An 18759-nucleotide genomic window follows, 5' to 3' on the forward strand; every position below is an offset into this window, starting at 1 on the left:
GCAGGGCCGTACCGAACCTCCACCCATTAGAAAAAAAGCCTGTTGAGCCTTGAGTAGGAGATAGCCTGTGGAACGCGAATACATGGAATTCGACGTGGTCATCGTCGGCGCCGGCCCGGCTGGCCTGTCCGCCGCCTGCCGACTGAAGCAGAAGGCCGCCGAAGCCGGTAAGGAAATCAGCGTCTGCGTGGTCGAGAAGGGCTCCGAAGTGGGCGCACACATCCTCTCTGGCGCGGTCTTCGAACCGCGCGCGCTGAACGAACTGTTCCCGGACTGGAAAGCTCTCGGCGCCCCACTCAACACGCCGGTGGTGCGTGACGACATCTATGTACTGCGCAGCAGCGAGACCTCCACCAAGGTTCCGGACTTCTTTGTGCCCAAGACCATGCACAACGAAGGCAACTACATCATCTCCCTGGGCAACCTGTGCCGCTGGCTCGCCCAGCAGGCCGAGAACCTGGGCGTGGAAATCTACCCGGGCTTCGCCGCCCAGGAAGCGCTGTTCGATGAAAACGGCGTGGTGCGTGGCATCATCACCGGCGACCTCGGCGTCGACCGCGAAGGCAAGCCCAAGGAAGGCCTGTACACGCCGGGCATGGAATTGCGCGGCAAGTACACGCTGTTCGCCGAAGGCTGCCGCGGGCATATCGGCAAGCAACTGATCCAGCGTTTCAACCTGGACAGCGACGCTGACGCCCAGCATTACGGCATCGGTCTCAAGGAAATCTGGGACATCGACCCGGCCAAACATCAGCCAGGCCTGGTGGTGCACACCGCCGGTTGGCCGCTGGATATCATGGGCAACGAGAACACCGGTGGCTCGTTCCTTTATCACCTGGAAAACAACCAGGTGGTGGTCGGCCTGATCGTCGACCTGTCCTACAGCAACACCTTCCTGTCGCCGTTCGATGAATTCCAGCGCCTCAAGCACCACCCGGTGCTGGCCCAATACCTGGAAGGCGGCAAGCGTGTCAGCTACGGCGCCCGCGCTATCGCCAAAGGCGGGCTGAACTCGCTGCCGAAGATGATCTTCAAGGGCGGCGCGCTGATCGGGTGCGACCTCGGCACCCTGAACTTCTCCAAGATCAAAGGCAGCCACACCGCGATGAAGTCCGGCATGCTCGCCGCCGACGCCGTGGCCGACCGCCTGTTTGCCGAATCCGAAGGCGGTGATGAACTCACCGGGTATGTCGACAGCTTCAAAGCCAGCTGGCTGTACGAAGAACTGTTCGCCAGCCGCAATTTCGGCGCAGCGGTGCACAAATACGGCGCCATCCTCGGCGGCGGCTTCAACTGGCTCGACCAGAATATTTTTGGCGGCAAGATCCCCTTCACCCTGCGCGACACCACGCCGGACTACGCCTGCCTCAAGCTGGCCAAAGACAGCCAGAAGATCGACTACCCCAAACCCGACGGCAAGCTGAGCTTCGACAAGCTGAGCTCGGTGTTCATCTCCGGAACCAACCACGAAGAAGAACAGCCGTGCCACCTGAAACTCAAGGACCCGAGCATCCCGATCGGCACCAACCTGCCGCTCTACGATGAACCGGCGCAGCGCTACTGCCCGGCCGGCGTGTATGAAGTCGTGACTAAAGAAGACGGTGAGAAACGCTTCCAGATCAACGCCCAGAACTGCGTGCACTGCAAGACCTGTGACATCAAGGACCCTTCGCAGAACATCACCTGGGTGACACCGGAAGGTGCGGGTGGGCCGACTTACCCGAATATGTAAGCCAAAACGAGGCTCCCCAAGTGGGAGCCTTTTTTATGGCCAACATCAATTAAAAATGTGGGAGGGGGCTTGCTCCCGATGGCGGTGGATCAGTCAGCCAATTTGTGACTGATACACCGCTATCGGGGGCAAGCCCCCTCCCACATTTGGATCCCGTTGAGCCAGGGAGAATCAGGCAGCCCGCTCTTCACCAGGATTGCGCAGGAAGTAGCGCTTGTACTCGCGACTGAACTGCGAGGTGCTCTGATAACCCACGCTGTGCGCCGCCTGCGCCACGCCCATGCCGTCGACCAGCAACAACTGCTGCGCCTTCAGCAGCCGCAGGCGCTTGAGATACTGCACCGGCGACAACAGCGTGCAGCGCTTGAAGTGTTCGTGAAAGGTCGATGCGCTCATGTGCGCATAACCGGCCAGCGTCTCGATGTTCAGCGGCTCGGCGTAATGGGCATGCAGGTGGTTCAAGGACGTGGCAATCCGCGAAAACTGCCCCTGCTGTTCCACCAACGCACGCAACACATCGGCCTGGGGCCCACGCAACGCCATGAACAATAATTCGCGCACCCGCGCCGGGCCCATGATCCGGCTCTCCAGCGGATCGTGCAGGCACTGCAACAGCCGTTCGACGCACCCGCGCATGGCGTCATCGAGCACCACCGAACTCATCGACTCCAGGGTCTGCGCAGCCGGCGGCGGCCCGGCTTGCATGCCCATGGCCATCACCAACTCACCCAACACCACCCGATCGATACCCACTGTGACGCCCAACAGCGGCGCGCCGGGCGCCATGGCGAAGGTCTCGCATTCGAACGGCACGGGCATCGCCTGGATCAGGTAATGCCCGGCGCCATATTCCAGGGTACGCGGGCCCAGGTAGGCGACCTTGCTGCCTTGGGCCACGAACATCAGGCTCGGCTCGTAGATCTGCGGCCCGCGCGCCACATCGCAACTGGCGCGCAGCACTTGCACGCCAGGCAGATGGGTTGGGGAAAAACCGTCGCGGGACGCGAGCCCCTCAATCAAGGAAACCAGCGTGGCGTTGGCGTCGACGTGGCGGGTCAGCAGCATGGCAAAAAACTTCGCGAAAAAGGGATGAGAGCATCATCGCAGGTCTGGCTGCGGATGCATCCAAACACTGGGCACTCCCGGACGAATAGGCATGAGACTCGGAGCAATCGCCATGGCCGCTGATTCGGTCGACAGGGAGAATGGCCCGCCTCACTGTTCATTGCTTTTTGCGAGGTTTCTTCATGTACACCGCCATCGGTTACGCCGCCCAGTCGGCCACTACTCCCCTCGCCCCCATGTCGTTCGAGCGCCGTAGCCCGCGTGCCGATGACGTGGCTATCGAGATTCTCTACTGCGGCGTGTGCCACTCCGATATCCACCAGGCGCGCAACGAATGGGGCATTGCCGTTTACCCATTGATGCCCGGCCACGAGATCGTCGGCAAGGTCACCGCCGTCGGCGCCAGTGTTACCGCGCACAAGGTCGGTGATCTGGTGGGCGTGGGTTGCATGGTCGACTCATGCCGCCACTGCGAAGCCTGCCAATCGGACCTCGAGCAATACTGCCTCGAGGGCCCGACCATGACCTACGCCACCCCGGACCGCGTGGACGGCAGCAACACCATGGGCGGCTACTCCGACAGCATCGTGGTCAGCGAGCACTTTGTGGTGAAGATCCCGGCCAAGCTCGACCTGGCCAGCGCTGCGCCGATTCTCTGCGCGGGCATCACCACGTACTCGCCGCTCAAACACTACGGCGTCAAAGCCGGCGACAAGGTCGGGATCCTCGGCATGGGCGGCCTGGGCCATATGGGTATCAAGTTCGCCAAGGCCATGGGCGCCGAAGTGACACTGTTCACACGCTCGGCGAGCAAAGCCGAAGAAGGCCGTCGCCAGGGCGCCGACCATGTGATCGTGTCCACCGATGCCGAGCAGATGAAAGCCGCCGCCGGGCATTTCGACTTCCTGCTCGACACCATCCCGGTGCAGCATGACCTGAACCCCTACCTGGATGTACTGCGCTTTGACGGCGTGCATATCCTGGTCGGTTTGATCGAGCCGGTAGACCCGCCCGTCAATGCCGCCAAACTGGTATTGGGCCGTAAGGTGCTGGCCGGCTCGCTGATCGGCGGCATTGCCGAAACTCAGGAAGTCCTGGATTTCTGCGCCGAGCATGGGATCACCTGCGACATCGAGATGCTCGACATCCGCCAGATCAACGAGGCTTACACGCGGATGATTGCCGGTGACGTGAAGTATCGCTTCGTCATCGACATGGCGACCCTAAAGGCCTGATCAGGCCTTCGCGCCCAGTTCCGCCGAGAGCCGAGCCGCGACCTGTTTGATCACAGGGATCAGCTCGGCCATTTTCTCCAGCGGCATGTAGGGCACGGTACTGGCGATGCTGATGCCGGCGACGATTCGCCGGCTGGCATCGCGCACCGGTGCCGCGACGCAACGAATCGACGGTTCGTTGTCTTCCAGATCGAACGCATAACCGCCCACCACGTATTCATGCATGCGCTGCTCGAACTGCGCCCAGGATTGCTCGGGGTGCTTCGGCCACTGCAGGTTCTTGCCCCCCGCCGGCAAGCTGACGTGGTACAGGCGCTGCCATTCTTCCACGCCGTCATCCAACATCAGCGCCTTGCCGATGCCGGTGCGCGCCAGTGGCATGCGATGGCCCACCCGCGAGCGCATTTCCGGTCCGTTACGACCGGGGTTCTTGTGCAGGTAGAGCACCTCGTCGTATTCGCGAATCGCCAGGTGGATGGTGTCGCCGGTGAGGGCTGACAACTCGTCCAGGTAAGGCACCGCCAGGTTGACCAAGGGCAGTTCTTCGCGCGCCTGGAAGCCCAACTCGATCAGCTTCGGCCCCAGCAGGTAACCGACTTGCGGCACCACGCGCAGGTAACGCTCCTCCACCAGGCAACTGGCCAGGCGGTGCGTGGTGCTGCGGGTGGTGCCGATGCGCCGGGCGATCTCCTTGAGATCCCGCGCGCCCGCCGCCACCGCTTGCACCACGCCCAGTCCGCGCAGCAGGGTCTGGGTGCCGGTGGGGGCAGTGTCTTTGACGGGGGTGTGGGGGTTTTCCAGCATATCGGGCCTATTGGGAAGTACGAAAACGGCGTCATTATGGCAAAAGCTGCCTCTGGATACAGGGGAGATCAAATGTGGGAGGGGGCTTGCCCCCGATGGCGGTCTGTCAGTAACAGATGGGCAAACTGGCACACCGCTATCGGGAGCAAGCCCCCTCCCACACTTTGATCTTCATATGGCAAGGATCTAGCGTTGCTTCATGCGGTCGATGATGACGGCCAATAGCAGAATCGAACCCCGGATCACGTACTGGTAAAACGTGTCGATGTTTTTCAGGTTCATCGCATTCTCGATGATCGCCAGAATCAACACCCCGGCAATCACATGGCGGATCATGCCGATACCGCCGCTCAGCGACACCCCGCCCAGCACGCACGCCGATATCACCGTCAGCTCAAAGCCCTGGCCGATCATCGGCTGGCCCGAGGTCATGCGCGAGGCCAGGATCACCCCGGCCAGGGCGCCGATCAGACCGTGCACGGCAAAGATGATGATCTTGGTACGGTCAACGTTGACCCCGGCCAGCAGCGCCGCTTCCTGGTTGCCGCCAATCGCCATGGTGTTGCGCCCATAGGTGGTGTAGTTGAGCAGCCAGCCAAAGAACACAAAGCACAACACGGTAATGATGATCGGCACCGGCACGCCCATCAGTTGGCCGTTGCCGAACACAAAAAAGCGCTCGTCCATCACCCCCACCGCCTTGCCGTTGGAGAAGATGTAGGCCAGGCCGCGCACAATCTGCATGGTCGCCAGGGTGGTGATCAGCGCATTGATGCGCAGTTTGGCGATGACAATGCCGTTGATCAGCCCCACCAGCAGGCCCATGGCCAGGGCTGCCGACACGCCGAGCACCACGCTGTCGGTATCTCGGATCACAATCCCCGCCACCACGCCGGCGCAGGCAATCACCGAGCCCACCGACAAGTCGAAGTGCCCCGACGCCAGGCAGAACAGCATGGTGCACGCAGCGATGCCCACAGTCGAAATCGCCAGGCCCAGCCCGCGCATGTTCAGCGGCGACAGGAAGTTGTCGATAAACAGCGCGCTGAGCACGAAAATGCCCAGCGCCGCCAATAGCATCACCCAGTCATCCAGGAATTTGCGCTGGTTGAAACCCGGCCAGAAGCCCTTTGCAGTTTTTACCTCAGACATACCCGTACCCTCGTATTCTTCAAGCCCGCGTACGCGGGAGTGCCAGTTGCAACAGCCGTGCTTCATCCGCCTGTTCGCGGGGTAGCTCGCCGGTGAGGGTGCCTTCGCTCATCACCAGGATGCGGTCGGAAATGCCCATTACTTCCATCAGGTCGCTGGACACCACGATCACCGCAATGCCCTGCGCCGCGAGGTTGTGAATGATCTGATAGATCTCCGACTTGGCGCCGATGTCGATACCGCGCGTGGGCTCGTCCAGCAGCAGCACTTTCATCGGCATCGACAACCAGCGGCCGAGAATGGCCTTTTGTTGGTTGCCGCCGGACAGGTACATGATTTTCTGCTCGGCGTTCGGCGTTTTCACCCTGAGCGCCTTGATCTGCGTGTCGGCGTTGCCCTTCTCCCAGTGATCGCGCAACAGCCAGCCAAATGCCGCGTGGGCGCCACGGGCACTGATGTTGATGTTCTCGGCGACGCTGGCGAGGGGAATGATGCCCTCCTTTTTGCGGTCCTCAGGGCACAGCAGTACACCACCGGCGATGGCATCGCGCGGGGAGCGCAGGTGCAGGTTTTCTCCGCAGAGTTCCAACTGCCCCGCCGTCTTGCGTTCAAGGCCGCTGAGCAGGCGCAGCAGCTCGGTACGCCCTGCGCCGACCAAGCCAAACAGGCCGAGAATCTCGCCCTTGTGCACCTGGAAACTCACCGGTTCACGCAAGCCCGGCCCGAGCAGGCCGTCGACCTTGAGCGCGACATCGCCCTGCTGCCGTGGCCGGTAGTCGTAGATGTCCTGGATATCGCGGCCGACCATGCAGGTCACCAACTGGTCGTGGGTCAATGTGCCCATGTCGTCGAAGGTGCGCACAAAGCGGCCATCCTTGAATACCGTCACCGCGTCGCAGATGCGGAACACTTCTTCCATGCGATGCGACACGTACAGCACCACTTTGCCTTCATCGCGCAGGCGCGTGATGATCGCCATCAACCGATCGATTTCGCGGGCAGACAAACTGCTGGTCGGCTCGTCGAAGGCGATCACATGGGCGCCACGGGACAGCGCCTTGGCGATTTCCACCAGTTGGCGCTGGCCCAGGGACAGGCGCCCCAGCTTTTCCTGGGGGTCGATTTCATCGGCCAGGCCCTTGAGACACGCCAGCGCCTGCTGGCGCAGCAAACCACCGTTGACCACACCAAAGCGCGACGGCATATGCCCGAGGAAGAGGTTTTCGGCCACGGTCATTTCCGGCACCAGGTGCAGCTCTTGGTGGATCACCGCGACGCCGCTGGCAATGCTGTCGGCGGCGCTCTTGAACGCCATGGTCTGCTCGCCGATCTGCAGCGTGCCACTGCTGGGGATATAGGCGCCGCCGAGGATCTTCAGCAGCGTCGACTTGCCCGCGCCGTTCTCGCCCATCAGCGCATGCACCGAGTGCGGCCGCGCTTCAAAGCTGATCTGCGCCAGGGCTTTCACACCGGGAAACTCCTTGCCGATGCCGTTGAAACGCAAGGCCGCGCCGGTCATTTCCACAGGCCGATTTTGGTCAGTTCTTCCTGGAAGTTGGCGCGGGTGATCAAGGTCACTTCGTCCATGGCGGTGTATTTAGCCGGCTCCTTGCCGGTGGTGACCCACTCGTACATCGCCAACGCGGTGTTGTAGCCCTCGATATGCGGGCTGGGCAGCATCGAGCCGAAGAAGCCGCTGTCGGCTTTCTTCAATTCGCCGATGGCGTCAGTGCCATTGATGCCGATGCCGATCACATTAGCCGCCGCGAAACCGGCGCTTTCGGTAGCACGTACGCCACCCAGCACGGTGTTGTCGTTCATGCCGCCGATGATCAGGTTTTTCGCGCCACTGGGCAGCTTGACCAGCGCCGAGTTGGTGGCGTCCATGCTGCCTGGGACGTCGAGGGTTTTCAGCGCGGCGGTGAGGATATGGTCCTTGGGAATGCCGGCTTCTTCCAGGGATTTGATCGAGCCGTCGGTGCGTTTCTTGCCGGTGTCGAGTTCGTTATAGGTGTTGATCACCGCGTAGGTGTCCTTCCAGTCCCAACCGCGTTTTTTCGCTTCGGCAGCCATGGCGGCGCCCTGCTTCTGGCCCACTTCAAACGCGGCCATGCCCAGGTACGGCACGTCCTCCATGAAGTTGCCCTTGGCATCGACGAAGCGGTCGTCCACGGCCATTACTTTCAAGCCGTTGACCTTGGCCTTGGCGACAATCGCCGGGCCCAGGGACACATCCGGCGGGCAGATCACGAAGCCCTTGGCGCCGTTGGCCGCCAGGCTGTCGATGGCCGAAAGGGTTTTCTCACCGTCGGGCACGGCGATCTTGATCACAGTGAAACCGTGCTCCTTGCCGGCTTTTTCGGCGAAGGCCCATTCGGTCTGGAACCAGGGTTCTTCGGCCTGCTTGACCAGAAAGCCGATCTTCACTTCCTCAGCGGATACGAACCCACTGAACGCCATCGCAAGCGCCACAGCGCCGAGTGTTTTCTTGAACATGGACCACCTCATTGTTGTTATTGGAAAACGCTTTAGTCGTGGTACATCACCGACCGCCCGCCATCGATCATCAGGCAGGTGGCATTGATAAAGGGCGCCTCGTCGGTCGCCAGAAACAGCGCGGTCATCGCCACCTCGATGGGCTGGCCGATGCGCTTGGGCGGGTGCAGGTCGAACGCACGCTGACGCTCCGCAGAGGGGTCAGGGAACCCGTTCCAGTAGTCGACGTTGAGCTGGGTTTCGATATAGCCCGGCGCAATGGCATTCACGCGAATCCCCTTGGGCGCGTATTCGATGCCAAGGGCGCGGGTAAGGCCAAGCAGGCCGTGCTTGGCTACAGGGTAAGGAAAGCAGCCGGGAATGATGTGGCTGGAATGGGTGGAAGCAATATTGATGATGTTGCCGATGCCCTGCTCGATCATGTGCGGCAGCACCGAGCGGCAACCGTACCAGGCGCCGTCAAGGTCAATGGCGAAGCAGCGGCGCCAGTCTTCGTCGGTCATTTCCAGCGGGTCGCGAAACACATTGACCCCGGCGCAGTTGACCAGCACGTCCACGCGGCCGAAGCGCTCGATGGCCACATTGACCAGCGTCTGCCATTGCTCTTTGGAGGTGATATCGACGGCCTGCGCGACAATCTCGGCGCCACGCTCGCGCCAATGGGCCGCGACTTTTTCGACTTTGTCCGCCTGGATATCCGCGATCACCAACCGCGCCTGCTGCGCCTGGAAGCAGGCGACGATTGCCTCGCCAATGCCTTGTGCGGCGCCGGTGATGATCACCACCTTGTGCTTGAGGCGCTCGCCGTAAGTCGGCTCGGGCACGGCGGGTAAGGACAACGGTTGTGCCTGCATCGCTTCACCTGTTTTATTTTTGGCAGTGAGTGCTGATGCAGGCGACTATAAACCCAGACCTTGAAATATCTCAATATATAAATTTACGTCCCACAATGTGAGCAAACACATTAAAAAGCCGGCCATGGAATAGCCGGCTCCGGGGCGCCTGTCAGCCTTGGGCGAAATCCCTCAGTGCATCGCCTTCCATGCGATAGCGCACCCATTCTTCCTGGGGCTGCGCGCCAATGGATTTGTAGAAGGCAATCGCCGGCTCGTTCCAGTCCAGCACGCTCCATTCGAAGCGGCCACAGCCGTTGTCACAGGCGATCTTTGCGAGGTGGCGCAGCAACTTCTTGCCCGCCCCGCCGCCACGTTGTTCCGGGTTGATATAAAGGTCTTCCAGGTAAAGACAGTTGCTGCCCAGCCAAGTGGAATAGCTGAAAAAGAACACCGCAAAGCCAATCGGCAAGCCGTCGCGCAAACAGATCAGGCCGTGGGCGGTGGCGCCCTCGCTGAACAGGCTGCGCTCTATATCCACCACGCTGGCGATCACTTCGTGCCGGGCTTTTTCATACTCGGCCAGTTCCGTGATGAAGGTCAGAATCTGCGCAGCATCGCTGGGTACGGCGGGGCGAATCTCGATGGTCATGGGTGCGCCTTGGGCAAGTTCAAAGCCCACATACTAAGACGCTTTGATGACCGATTGCAGCGCATTTTCCATGTGGCGGGCACACAAAATCTTACAGGTCACGCAAGACCGTTCGTCGCCATCAAGGCACGAACCGCAATTTGGGGCTGACCAATACAGGGTAAGGACATCAATCATATGGAGACACCCTCATGAAAAATTCCAAATTGGCTGCCCTCGCTCTCACCGGCCTGTTGTCTGCAGCGTCGCTGAGCGCCATTGCCGCGACTTCGTCTACCGGCACGACGGACCCAGTCGGCTCCCCACCAAGCCCTGCCACCCAGGAATCCCAGGATTCCATGGGCACAGGCCTGGACACCAATGGCGGCGCGATCATCGACAACACCAACGGCGCCGACCCTCGCACCCAGGGTCACGATACCCAGCGTCAGGCACCTGCCGCCGTCGGTAACGGCAAAATGGGCCCTTCGGTCAATGAGCCGAAGATCAATAAAGGCGACGACTCGAATCTGCCGGGCGCACCGAAGCAACCGGCGCCTTGATGCATCCCCAGCACGATCAGCACCCGATCATTTCCCAGTGAAGAGGTACACATGAACGTCGATACAAACCTTGAAAAAGAAGTCCTCACCCGCCTGCTGCATGCCCATCCGCAAGGCTTGGGCAAGGAGGTGCTGGACAACTACCGCGGCGAAAAAGAAGTCGCCAGTGTCTTGGCGCACTTGCAGGACCGCGGGCTGATCAGGGATGGGCATGTGACCACTGACGACGCCGGTGAATATTCGTTGAACCTGCCGATCAAGTTGACCGCGTCGGGTGTAGAAGAAGCGCGCAAGCTCGAAGAACCATCCGTTCAGTGATTCATTTCTGGTCTGGCCCCGCAGCTGGGGCCAGAAGGAGTTTTAGCGATGCCTCGTGGAAGCAAAGCCAAATACACCACCGAACAGAAACGCAAGGCCGCTCATATCGAAGACAGTTATGAGCACAAGGGCGTGTCCAAGGAAGAAGCCGAAGCCCGTGCCTGGGCTACCGTGAACAGGCAGTCTGGCGGCGGCGAAAAGGCCGGATCCGGCAAACGCAAAGCGCCAGCGAAGAAGGCCCAGGATCGCCAGGATTCTGCGAAGCGCGCGGCAGCCAGCCGTGAGGGACAGCCTCGCAGCAGCCGCGCGTCGCTAGGCACGCAAACCAAGCAAAGCCTGATGAAAGAAGCGCGGGCCAAGGATATTCCCGGGCGTTCGACCATGCGTAAGGATGAGTTGATCGAAGCGCTACGCAAGGCCGGTTGAAAAACACCGAACAAATGTGGGAGGGGGCTTGCTCCCGATGGCGGTGGGTCAGCCAGTTCATCTATAGCTGACCCACTGCCATCGGGAGCAAGCCCCCTCCCACATTTTGATGTGTGTTTATTCAGAAACTAATGCGTCGACCTCGGCGGTGCCAGGGGAAGTTGCCGGCCCCCAGCGCATCACCGCCAGCGCCGCTGCCGCATTCGCTCGACGGGCCGCCTCAACCGGTTTCAAGCCCTTTGCCAATCCGGCAATGAATACCCCCGCATGCGCATCCCCTGCACCATTGCTATCCACTGCCTGCACCCTGAAACCGGGCACATGCTTGATATCGCCCACCTGCCCCACCCAGCAACCATTCGGCCCATCGCGCACCACCAATAGCGTCTCGGCCGGCAGGTGTCGACTCAGTTCGGGCAACGCGGCGGCGATATCCATGGCCCCGGTGAATGCCAGGGCTTCAGGGCCGTTGCTGGTCCAGATATCGATACGCGGCAACAACGCGCGCATCAAGGCCGAGTCCGGCGCCTTGACCAGCGGGCCCGGATCGAACACCACCATCACCTTGCGCGGCAGCGCCAGCAACCAGTCGATCAGTGGCTGCGCCTTGCCTTCAAGCAGCAGGCTGTAACCACTGACATACACGTAATCGTCGGCACGCGGGACGATGCCGGCGAGGTCTTCGGCACTGAGTTCACCCTCAGCACCCAGATGGGAAATGAACGTGCGCTCGGTGGTGGCCTCGGTCAGGGCCACGCACAAACCCGTGTCCTTGCCGCTGCTCGCCGGCAGTGCCATCTCGATACCTTCGGCCTGCATCGCAGCGCGGGCCAGGTCACCAAATCGGCCGCTGCCGTGCCGCCCCAGGTAAACCACCGGCAGGCCATTGCGCCGCGCCGCAGCCATGACGTTAAAGCCGCCACCGGCTTCGAAACGGGCAGAGCTGGCCAGCACGTCGCCACCGCTCGCCGGTAACCTATCCAGGGCCATGACCAGGTCAACGATGACCTGCCCGGTGTGCAGCAATCTAGACATTAGGGCTCTCGACTAAAGCCGCACGCCGATCGGCCGCGCCGCCCAATACTGCGTACACCCCGCCGGCTACCAGGAAGGTGACGACCCAGCCGAGGCCGTTATGGCCGAGCCAGGAGTCGGACAGCGGCCCGGCAAACCAGATGTTGTCGGCGGTGGTGCCGATGGTGGTGAAGCTGAACCCCAGCACGATGGCCAACGCCCACGCGCCAAACGCGCGCCACTCCACACCGCCGCGATACCAGTAGGCGCTGCTCGAGCTGACATCCAGCAAATCCGTGGGGCTGTAGTAGTGACGGTGAATCAGGTCGACCACGAAAATCCCCACCCAGGCGGTGATCGGTACCGCCAGCAACGAGATAAAGGTAATGAACGGGCCGTAGAAGCTGTCGGCGATCAGCATGAAATAAATGGAGCCGGCAAAAATCGCCACGATGTCGACGATCACCGCATGCACACGCTTGACCTTCAAGCCCAGGGTCAGGGTGGTAAGACCGGCGGAATACACCGACAGGTTATTCGACAACAGCAGCCCGCCGAACGCGGTGATCAAGTAAGGCACCGCCATCCAGGTCGGCAGCATGTCGCGGATCGCAATGATCGGGTCCGTGGCCGACGCCAGGTCGTTGTTACCCACCGACAGCAGGCCGCCAAGGGTGATCAGCAACACCAGCGGAATGCCCGCGCCGAACGCGGCGGAGGCCACCAGGCGCACCGCCTTGACGCTGCGATGCTGGTAACGCGACATGTCGGCACCGGCGTTGGCCCAACCGATACCGGTGCCGGCCGCCATGGTGCCGACGCCGATGATCATGGCACTCAGCGGCGCCGGGGTGGCGTTGAACACCGCGCTCCAATCGATGGTGGCGCAGAGGAAGCCGCCCACCAGGATATTCAGGGCGCCGAACACGTAGGTCGCCCATTTCTGGATCACCAGCAAGGTGGCATGGCCCAGGCCGGAAACGGCCAGGGTCAGCAGCACGAAGAGGCCGATGAAGATCAGGGTAAGCAACGGCGCGCTTTTCGCTTCTACCGGGGAACCGAACAGGATCGAGCACAGCGACAGCAACACAAAGGCGGCCGTGGTGGTGTTGACCGTTTCCCAGCCCAGGCGCGACATCAGCGACACCAGGGTCGGCCCGATATTGCCGCGTACGCCGAAGATGGCGCGGGACAAGGTCAGGCTGGGAGCGCGGCCACGGCGACCGGCGATGGAGATGATGCCCACCACCGCAAAAGAGCCGGCAGCGCCGAGGACCGCGACGATGATCGCCTGCCAGATGGCCAGGCCACGAAACGCCACCAGCGTGGCGCCGAGCGGCAAGCCGAGGATGCTGATATTGGCCGCGAACCATACCCAGAACAGCTGCAGCGGATGCCCGTTGCACTCGTCTTCCGGGACCGTTTCGATGCCGCGCGTTTCCAATTGCCCGGCGCCTTGGCCGGAAGAGGGGCTGCTCATGTGGGGGCTCCTGATGCTTTATTGTTGTGGTTGTGGCAACGCGTCAATGACTCAACGCAACGCGAGCAGGCTTTGCACCAGCGGTTGCAGGTCCAGGCCATTCACGCGTTTGACCTGCTCGACCATCGCGTGCGGCCAGCACTGCATGCCCAGACAGGCACCGAGCATGGCGCCGAGGATCGCAGCGATGGTGTCGGTGTCGCCCCCCAGGCTCGCGGCCAGGCACAGCGCCTCGAAGGCGTTCATGTCACCCGACGCGACTTGCTGCGCGAGGGCGAACGACACCACCACCGATTCCTGGGACGCGACGGAGGTGCCGATCAATTCATAGAGCAAGTCGGCGAACAGCGCGGTGTCGCCGCTGCCGACGCTCAGGGTGCGGGCCCAACTGATGCGGGTGGCGATGCGTCCGCCGGCTATCCAGTGGCCGTGGTGTTCGGCCTTTTGCGCAACCTGAGTGCCGATGTTGAGCGCTTCGCCCAGGTCTACGCCGTTGATGCCGGCCGAAACCACCGCCGCGACCGCTGCCGCGCTGGCAATGCCCAGGCTGGTGTTGTGGGTGACCTGGCAGGCCTGGATCACCGCCTGGATAAACCGCGCCGGGTCGCTGACATCGGCGGCGATGCCGACCGGCGTGATGCGCATGGCCGCGCCATTGGTGGTGCCGTAGCGCCCGGATTCTTCGGGAGTGTGCCCGGCGAGAATCATGTCGATCGCACGCTTGGTGGACGGCCCGAGCAAATCCTGGGAGCCCTTGGCGCGCATGGCCGCTTCCCAGTCGATCAGGCGTCGGGCGAGCACACTGGGTTCGATAATGCCGTAGCCTTCCACCAACAACTCACCGACCAGAATCGCCTGTTCGGTGTCATCGGTGATGGAACCGGCGGGCATGTTCGGCGCGATGGGTTGATCGGGGCCAGCGTCGTGCAGGGCGGTGATCGCACCGAAACGCTGCCGGACTTGCTCACGGCTCAAGGATTGGGTGGGCATGCCCAGCGCATCGCCCAGGGCCAGGCCATAGAAAGCGCCCAGCGCGCGAATTTCAGCAGTCATTTGGAAGCCCCGAATTGCAGGTGCAAACGAAAGTGCAGCGGGTCGAGCAAGCTTTCAACATGCTCCATGAAACGCTCACGACGGTCATAGGTTGTGCGCGAGGCCTTGAGAAATACCGTGCCGGCCGGACGTCCGAGCAACAGCGCGTCGTCATCGCTCAGGGCCTCGGCGCCAAGCCATTGGTCGCCTGCGGCGCCTACATAGCCATAGGCCGCCAGGGTGATGGTCAGGGAATTGTCGATCAGGCCGATGCGGGGCAGGCTTTCCAGGTCGCCGGTGGCGGGCATCAGCGAGCGTTCCAGGGACACCGCCGTACCGTCGGCCGTGCGTCGCAGGCGGTCGAGGGCAATGAAGTGTTCGCTGCCGAAACGGCTGGCCAAGTCAGGGCGCGTCACCGCTTCGAAGCGCAACACCTCAGTGCTCACCTGCGCGCCGGTATCCGCCAGGGCCTGGGCCCATCCGTGGCGCTGGTCGAGCCCCATACCGTCAAACGTGACGATGGAGCCGACACCGCTTTGGGTGGCGATGTAGTTGCGACGCTTGAGCTCAGCCAGCGCTTCGCGCAGCGTGCCACGACTGACCGCAAACTCTTCGGCCAGTTGATGCTCACCGGGCAACAGGAAGCCGTCGGCAATCACCCCACCCTCGATACGGCGGATGAGTTCGTCGACGACGCGTTTTTTCTTATCGAATCGAACATGTCTAATCATGTACAAATTGATACCCGAAAGCCGACCTTCCCAGCAAGCGAATTATTGCAGGACAGTCAGAAAACCGGCCTCAGGGCTCCAGGCCAATCGGGTAAAACTCCCCGTTGCTCCAGACGCCAAGCCAGTTTTGACCATTGATCGGACGGCTCACGGCCAGCTCGACCAATTGGTAGAACGCGTTGCGGTGCACCAGGGCCTCGAGGTTGCTGCGCACCCGCAGGTAAGGCGCCGGTTCCTCGGTGAGCGGATCGATCACCACACGCAGCGGGTGTTCAGGGCCGGCGTCGATCTGTTCGTCGACATTGGTGGTAAACGTAAGCACCTGGCTCTCGCCCTGCCCTTGCACCTCGAGCGTGACGGCGACGAAGGGCGCGTCATCGACGCGGATGCCGACCTTCTCCACGGGCGTCACCAGGAAATAATCATCGCCATCGCGGCGGATGATGTTGGAGAACAACTTGACCATGGGTTTGCGCCCGATAGGCGTGCCCTGATAGAACCAGGTGCCATCACGGGCGATGCGCATGTCGATATGGCCGCAGAAATCCGGGTTCCACAGATGCACCGGCGCCGGCCCTTTACCTTTGGGCAGTTGCGCCAACAGGTCGTTGGCCTTGGCGGTATCGGTCATGGGGGTCTCCTCAGGCTTACTGATCACTCATGCCCAGCAAGTTCCGGGCGTACTGGGCCAGGGGTCGGGCGATCAGATCTTGTGGCGAGTTGTCGTGGAACGTCAGTAAACCGCCACGACTGCGAATACGTGCAGTATCAATCAAATACTGGGTACTGGTCTCGATCAACATGATTTGGATCACGCCGCTGTCCAGGCCAAGGCGGTCCAGGGCTTGCTGGTCGGTCCACTCATCGGCGTTGCCGATACGGTCGTCGGCTGCCGCAAAACGGCAATACAGCAAGTAATGAGCCCCGGCCGCGCGCGCTTCGGCCATGGCCTGTTCAAGGCCTTCGGGCTGACGGGCGCGACGCACCATGGGGAAATATTCGACGAAGCCGTTGAAGGCTTCTTCGGCTACCACGTTCGGTCGCGGATACGCGCTACCGGGCGGCACGAAAGCGCCCTGGGCGATAAAGATAAAGGAGTCCGGCTGCACACGGACCGAGGCGGTGCGGCGCGTATCGCTGTGGTCGAGCAAACCGGCGTCGCTCATCTGATAGCGGGTGCCTTCGGCCATATCGCTGACGGTCATGCAACCACTCAGCGCCAACGACGCCAGCAACAAAACCAGACTACGCATCCTATTCCTCCAGAAGCCGGTGACGGAAAACCGGCGAATGGGCGTGAGATGCAGAATCTGCGCCAGCTTGAATCAAATGTGGGAGGGGGCTTGCTCCCGATAGCGGTGTATCAGCCAGCTTATCTTTAGCTGACACACCGCCATCGGGAGCAAGCCCCCTCCCACAGGGGATGTGCGCTGACTGACTGGCATTCGAGCAAATCAGCCGCCAATGATCTTCATCACCGTCGCGCCGCCCGAGAACGCTACTTCCTGCTTGTCGCCCAGGGCCTTCATCAACAGCCCCTGCAACGCCGGCAGTGCCTGGTGGCGCGGCTGGTCCAGCAGGTCGCCGACGTAGTGACGGTTGCTCGACGACAGGCAGCCATGCAACCAGCCCGTGGAGGACAGACGCAAGCGCGAGCAGGTACGGCAGAACGGCACGCTTTCATTGGCGATCACGCCAAAGAAGCCCTTGCCCGGCACTTCATAGCGCACGGCCGTGGCGTCGACAGGCGCATTGGCTTGCAGGTATTCGTGGTGTTCGCCGATCAGGCTGAGCAATTGTTGCAGGCTGACGAATTGCTGCAGGAACGCGTTGGAGTCCTTCGCCAAGTGCCCCATGCGCATCAACTCGATAAAGCGCAGCTCGTAGCCCCGCTCCAGGCAGTAATCGAGCAAGGGCATCACCTGGTCCAGGTTCTGGCCACGCAGGGGCACCATATTGACCTTGATCTTGATCCCGGCCGCGCGGGCCTGGTCCATACCGTCGAGCACAGTGGCCAGGTCGCCACCGCGGGCGATACTGCGGAAAGCGTCGGCGTCCAGGGTGTCGAGGGAAACGTTGATGCGCCGGATGCCCGCGTCTACCAGCAGCGGCAGCTTGCGCGCCAGCAACTGGCCGTTGGTGGTCAGGCTGATATCGCTGAGCCCCATCTGCCCCACGGCGTCCATGAAGGCTTCCAGCTTGGGACTTACCAGCGGCTCACCACCGGTAATGCGCAAGCGGTCGATGCCCGCCGCTTCGATCAGATAAGCCACGCCTCGCGCCATCGCCTGGGCCGAGAGTTCGTCCTGGGCAGCCACCAGCCGCTTGCCGTTGGGCACGCAGTAGGTACATGCGTAATTGCAGGCTGAGGTCAGGCTGATCCGCAAATTGCGAAACCGCCTGCCTTGACGATCAACGATCATGAACCACTCCGGCAGAGGATATTTCGGGCGTGCTAGAAGCTGACTTATAAATCAGCTTTTAGCAAGATCCTTGCCTGAGTATATTCCTAGGGTACTGCGCCTGGCAGTAAATCATTGAGCCATCAGCGTGATGAATGACTCAGGCAGTGGGTGCTTCGCCAGCTTTTTCCGGGCCAGGCAAGTCAGCGCTGTGCTTGCGCTTGTTGCCCATGCGCACGCCGATGTCCATCAGGAACTGAAAGAAGCCTTCCTGGTCTTCCAGCACATTGCTCCAGAATGGTGAGTGGTACAGCGCGACAGCGCCATGCACCAGCGCCCAGGCGGCGCAGTAGTGGAAGTACGGCGGCACGTCTTCGAGCTTGCCTTCACTGATACGGCCCTTGATCAGCAAGGTCAGGCGTTCAAAGTTCGAGGCGCGGATCTTGTGCAGTTCCTCGACCATTTCCGGCACTTGATGGCCCTTGACGACCTTTTCTTCCAGGCGGTCAAACAGGCGGTAGCGCTGCGGGTCGCGCATGCGGAACTCGAAATAGGCTCGGGACAAGGCTTCTTTGTCTTTGTCGACATCGGCCGAATGCAGCAGCTCGTTCAAGTCGCGCTCGTAGTCGAGCATCAGGCGCAGGTAAATCTCGGCCTTGGATTTGAAGTGCTTGTAGATCGTGCCTTTGCCGATACCCACGGCATCCGCGATCATCTCGACGGTGACGCTGTCTTCGCCTTGTTCGAGGAACAATTTGAGTGCGGTGTCGAGAATTTCCTGCTCACGGCGGCGAAACTCACGGACCTTACGGGGTTCTTTATGCATGAGGAAGAGGTCTGCAAAG

The 18759-nt window shown here is 61.6% G+C and carries 20 protein-coding genes; 5 read left to right on the top strand and 15 right to left on the bottom strand.

Annotated features, from left to right (window positions below; translation table 11 throughout):
- Positions 1 to 67: 67 nt before the first annotated feature.
- A complete protein-coding gene (locus C4J88_RS20050) occupies positions 68 to 1732 on the top strand; it encodes an electron transfer flavoprotein-ubiquinone oxidoreductase (protein ID WP_124407935.1) in 1665 nt (554 codons plus the stop codon).
- A gap of 171 nt (positions 1733 to 1903) precedes the next feature.
- Here C4J88_RS20050 and C4J88_RS20055 read toward each other — a convergent pair whose 3' ends face one another.
- Positions 1904 to 2797: an AraC family transcriptional regulator gene (locus tag C4J88_RS20055; protein ID WP_124368005.1), complete on the bottom strand. Its 894-nt coding sequence runs from the start codon at positions 2795 to 2797 to the stop codon at positions 1904 to 1906.
- A 182-nt stretch (positions 2798 to 2979) separates the two neighbouring features.
- Between C4J88_RS20055 and C4J88_RS20060 the strand changes: the two genes are divergently transcribed.
- Complete coding sequence (locus C4J88_RS20060) at positions 2980 to 4032, top strand: NAD(P)-dependent alcohol dehydrogenase (protein ID WP_124371559.1); 1053 nt, start codon at positions 2980 to 2982, stop codon at positions 4030 to 4032.
- On the opposite strand, the gene C4J88_RS20065 is transcribed toward C4J88_RS20060, so the two are convergent.
- The 6 genes from C4J88_RS20065 to C4J88_RS20090 form a co-directional block, all read right to left on the bottom strand.
- Positions 4033 to 4836 carry an IclR family transcriptional regulator gene (locus tag C4J88_RS20065; RefSeq protein ID WP_124407936.1) on the bottom strand — a complete coding sequence of 268 codons (804 nt, stop codon included), beginning with the start codon at positions 4834 to 4836 and terminating at the stop codon, positions 4033 to 4035.
- A 186-nt stretch (positions 4837 to 5022) separates the two neighbouring features.
- Complete coding sequence (araH, locus tag C4J88_RS20070; protein ID WP_124363990.1) at positions 5023 to 5988, bottom strand: L-arabinose ABC transporter permease AraH; 966 nt, start codon at positions 5986 to 5988, stop codon at positions 5023 to 5025.
- A 19-nt stretch (positions 5989 to 6007) separates the two neighbouring features.
- Complete coding sequence (gene araG, locus C4J88_RS20075; protein WP_124407937.1) at positions 6008 to 7507, bottom strand: L-arabinose ABC transporter ATP-binding protein AraG; 1500 nt, start codon at positions 7505 to 7507, stop codon at positions 6008 to 6010.
- Positions 7504 to 8484, bottom strand: a complete 981-nt coding sequence (locus C4J88_RS20080; protein ID WP_124405006.1) for a substrate-binding domain-containing protein — start codon at positions 8482 to 8484, stop codon at positions 7504 to 7506. The genes araG and C4J88_RS20080 overlap by 4 nt, the downstream gene beginning before the upstream one ends.
- Positions 8485 to 8516: 32 nt before the next feature.
- On the bottom strand, positions 8517 to 9338 hold the full coding sequence (locus tag C4J88_RS20085; RefSeq protein ID WP_124407938.1) for an SDR family oxidoreductase: 822 nt from the start codon (positions 9336 to 9338) through the stop codon (positions 8517 to 8519).
- Between the two features lie 151 nt (positions 9339 to 9489).
- The gene (locus tag C4J88_RS20090) at positions 9490 to 9969 is read right to left on the bottom strand and encodes a GNAT family N-acetyltransferase (protein WP_034128422.1); all 480 of its coding nucleotides are present in this window, start codon (positions 9967 to 9969) and stop codon (positions 9490 to 9492) included.
- Between the two features lie 191 nt (positions 9970 to 10160).
- On the opposite strand from C4J88_RS20090, the gene C4J88_RS20095 reads away from it, so the two are divergent.
- From C4J88_RS20095 to C4J88_RS20105, 3 genes are read left to right on the top strand one after another with little or no spacing between them, the layout of a single operon-like run.
- Positions 10161 to 10511: a hypothetical protein gene (locus tag C4J88_RS20095; protein WP_124363994.1), complete on the top strand. Its 351-nt coding sequence runs from the start codon at positions 10161 to 10163 to the stop codon at positions 10509 to 10511.
- A gap of 51 nt (positions 10512 to 10562) precedes the next feature.
- The gene (locus C4J88_RS20100) at positions 10563 to 10829 is read left to right on the top strand and encodes a hypothetical protein (RefSeq protein WP_124368013.1); all 267 of its coding nucleotides are present in this window, start codon (positions 10563 to 10565) and stop codon (positions 10827 to 10829) included.
- Positions 10830 to 10877: 48 nt separating this feature from the next.
- Positions 10878 to 11255: a Rho termination factor N-terminal domain-containing protein gene (locus tag C4J88_RS20105; RefSeq protein ID WP_124407939.1), complete on the top strand. Its 378-nt coding sequence runs from the start codon at positions 10878 to 10880 to the stop codon at positions 11253 to 11255.
- A 117-nt stretch (positions 11256 to 11372) separates the two neighbouring features.
- Here the strand turns inward: C4J88_RS20105 and C4J88_RS20110 are convergent, their stop codons facing one another.
- The 8 genes from C4J88_RS20110 to C4J88_RS20145 form a co-directional block, all read right to left on the bottom strand.
- Positions 11373 to 12290, bottom strand: a complete 918-nt coding sequence (locus C4J88_RS20110; protein ID WP_124407940.1) for a PfkB family carbohydrate kinase — start codon at positions 12288 to 12290, stop codon at positions 11373 to 11375.
- Complete coding sequence (locus tag C4J88_RS20115; protein ID WP_124407941.1) at positions 12283 to 13749, bottom strand: cytosine permease; 1467 nt, start codon at positions 13747 to 13749, stop codon at positions 12283 to 12285. Before C4J88_RS20115 ends, C4J88_RS20110 begins: the two co-directional genes overlap by 8 nt.
- A 51-nt stretch (positions 13750 to 13800) precedes the next feature.
- Positions 13801 to 14802 (bottom strand): ADP-ribosylglycohydrolase family protein, encoded by a 1002-nt coding sequence (locus tag C4J88_RS20120; RefSeq protein ID WP_124407942.1) that lies wholly within the window; start codon positions 14800 to 14802, stop codon positions 13801 to 13803.
- Positions 14799 to 15512, bottom strand: coding sequence for a GntR family transcriptional regulator (locus C4J88_RS20125; RefSeq protein WP_124368018.1), 714 nt, complete (start codon positions 15510 to 15512; stop codon positions 14799 to 14801). Before C4J88_RS20125 ends, C4J88_RS20120 begins: the two co-directional genes overlap by 4 nt.
- A 70-nt stretch (positions 15513 to 15582) precedes the next feature.
- Positions 15583 to 16143: a DUF1285 domain-containing protein gene (locus C4J88_RS20130; protein ID WP_124407943.1), complete on the bottom strand. Its 561-nt coding sequence runs from the start codon at positions 16141 to 16143 to the stop codon at positions 15583 to 15585.
- Between the two features lie 16 nt (positions 16144 to 16159).
- A complete protein-coding gene (locus tag C4J88_RS20135; RefSeq protein WP_124368019.1) occupies positions 16160 to 16765 on the bottom strand; it encodes a DUF4823 domain-containing protein in 606 nt (201 codons plus the stop codon).
- A gap of 201 nt (positions 16766 to 16966) precedes the next feature.
- Positions 16967 to 17935 (bottom strand): GTP 3',8-cyclase MoaA, encoded by a 969-nt coding sequence (locus C4J88_RS20140; protein ID WP_124368020.1) that lies wholly within the window; start codon positions 17933 to 17935, stop codon positions 16967 to 16969.
- Between the two features lie 139 nt (positions 17936 to 18074).
- Positions 18075 to 18740, bottom strand: coding sequence for a TetR/AcrR family transcriptional regulator (locus C4J88_RS20145; protein WP_124368021.1), 666 nt, complete (start codon positions 18738 to 18740; stop codon positions 18075 to 18077).
- Positions 18741 to 18759: the final 19 nt, after the last annotated feature.

Origin of the sequence: Pseudomonas sp. R4-39-08 (assembly GCF_003852275.1) — a bacterium.
Taxonomy (GTDB): domain Bacteria; phylum Pseudomonadota; class Gammaproteobacteria; order Pseudomonadales; family Pseudomonadaceae; genus Aquipseudomonas.

Bases quoted from the DNA above. Each gene is read 5' to 3' on its own strand.
- C4J88_RS20055 (WP_124368005.1), bottom strand. From the start codon at position 2,797: ATGCTGCTGACCCGCCACGTCGACGCCAACGCCACGCTGGTTTCCTTG.
- C4J88_RS20130 (WP_124407943.1), bottom strand. From the start codon at position 16,143: ATGACCGATACCGCCAAGGCCAACGACCTGTTGGCGCAACTGCCCAAA.
- C4J88_RS20100 (WP_124368013.1), top strand. From the start codon at position 10,563: ATGAACGTCGATACAAACCTTGAAAAAGAAGTCCTCACCCGCCTGCTG.
- C4J88_RS20135 (WP_124368019.1), bottom strand. From the start codon at position 16,765: ATGCGTAGTCTGGTTTTGTTGCTGGCGTCGTTGGCGCTGAGTGGTTGC.
- araG (WP_124407937.1), bottom strand. From the start codon at position 7,507: ATGACCGGCGCGGCCTTGCGTTTCAACGGCATCGGCAAGGAGTTTCCC.
- araH (WP_124363990.1), bottom strand. From the start codon at position 5,988: ATGTCTGAGGTAAAAACTGCAAAGGGCTTCTGGCCGGGTTTCAACCAG.
- C4J88_RS20060 (WP_124371559.1), top strand. From the start codon at position 2,980: ATGTACACCGCCATCGGTTACGCCGCCCAGTCGGCCACTACTCCCCTC.
- C4J88_RS20145 (WP_124368021.1), bottom strand. From the start codon at position 18,740: ATGCATAAAGAACCCCGTAAGGTCCGTGAGTTTCGCCGCCGTGAGCAG.
- C4J88_RS20110 (WP_124407940.1), bottom strand. From the start codon at position 12,290: ATGTCTAGATTGCTGCACACCGGGCAGGTCATCGTTGACCTGGTCATG.
- C4J88_RS20080 (WP_124405006.1), bottom strand. From the start codon at position 8,484: ATGTTCAAGAAAACACTCGGCGCTGTGGCGCTTGCGATGGCGTTCAGT.
- C4J88_RS20125 (WP_124368018.1), bottom strand. From the start codon at position 15,512: ATGATTAGACATGTTCGATTCGATAAGAAAAAACGCGTCGTCGACGAA.
- C4J88_RS20095 (WP_124363994.1), top strand. From the start codon at position 10,161: ATGAAAAATTCCAAATTGGCTGCCCTCGCTCTCACCGGCCTGTTGTCT.
- C4J88_RS20065 (WP_124407936.1), bottom strand. From the start codon at position 4,836: ATGCTGGAAAACCCCCACACCCCCGTCAAAGACACTGCCCCCACCGGC.
- C4J88_RS20090 (WP_034128422.1), bottom strand. From the start codon at position 9,969: ATGACCATCGAGATTCGCCCCGCCGTACCCAGCGATGCTGCGCAGATT.
- C4J88_RS20105 (WP_124407939.1), top strand. From the start codon at position 10,878: ATGCCTCGTGGAAGCAAAGCCAAATACACCACCGAACAGAAACGCAAG.
- C4J88_RS20115 (WP_124407941.1), bottom strand. From the start codon at position 13,749: ATGAGCAGCCCCTCTTCCGGCCAAGGCGCCGGGCAATTGGAAACGCGC.
- C4J88_RS20140 (WP_124368020.1), bottom strand. From the start codon at position 17,935: ATGATCGTTGATCGTCAAGGCAGGCGGTTTCGCAATTTGCGGATCAGC.
- C4J88_RS20120 (WP_124407942.1), bottom strand. From the start codon at position 14,802: ATGACTGCTGAAATTCGCGCGCTGGGCGCTTTCTATGGCCTGGCCCTG.
- C4J88_RS20085 (WP_124407938.1), bottom strand. From the start codon at position 9,338: ATGCAGGCACAACCGTTGTCCTTACCCGCCGTGCCCGAGCCGACTTAC.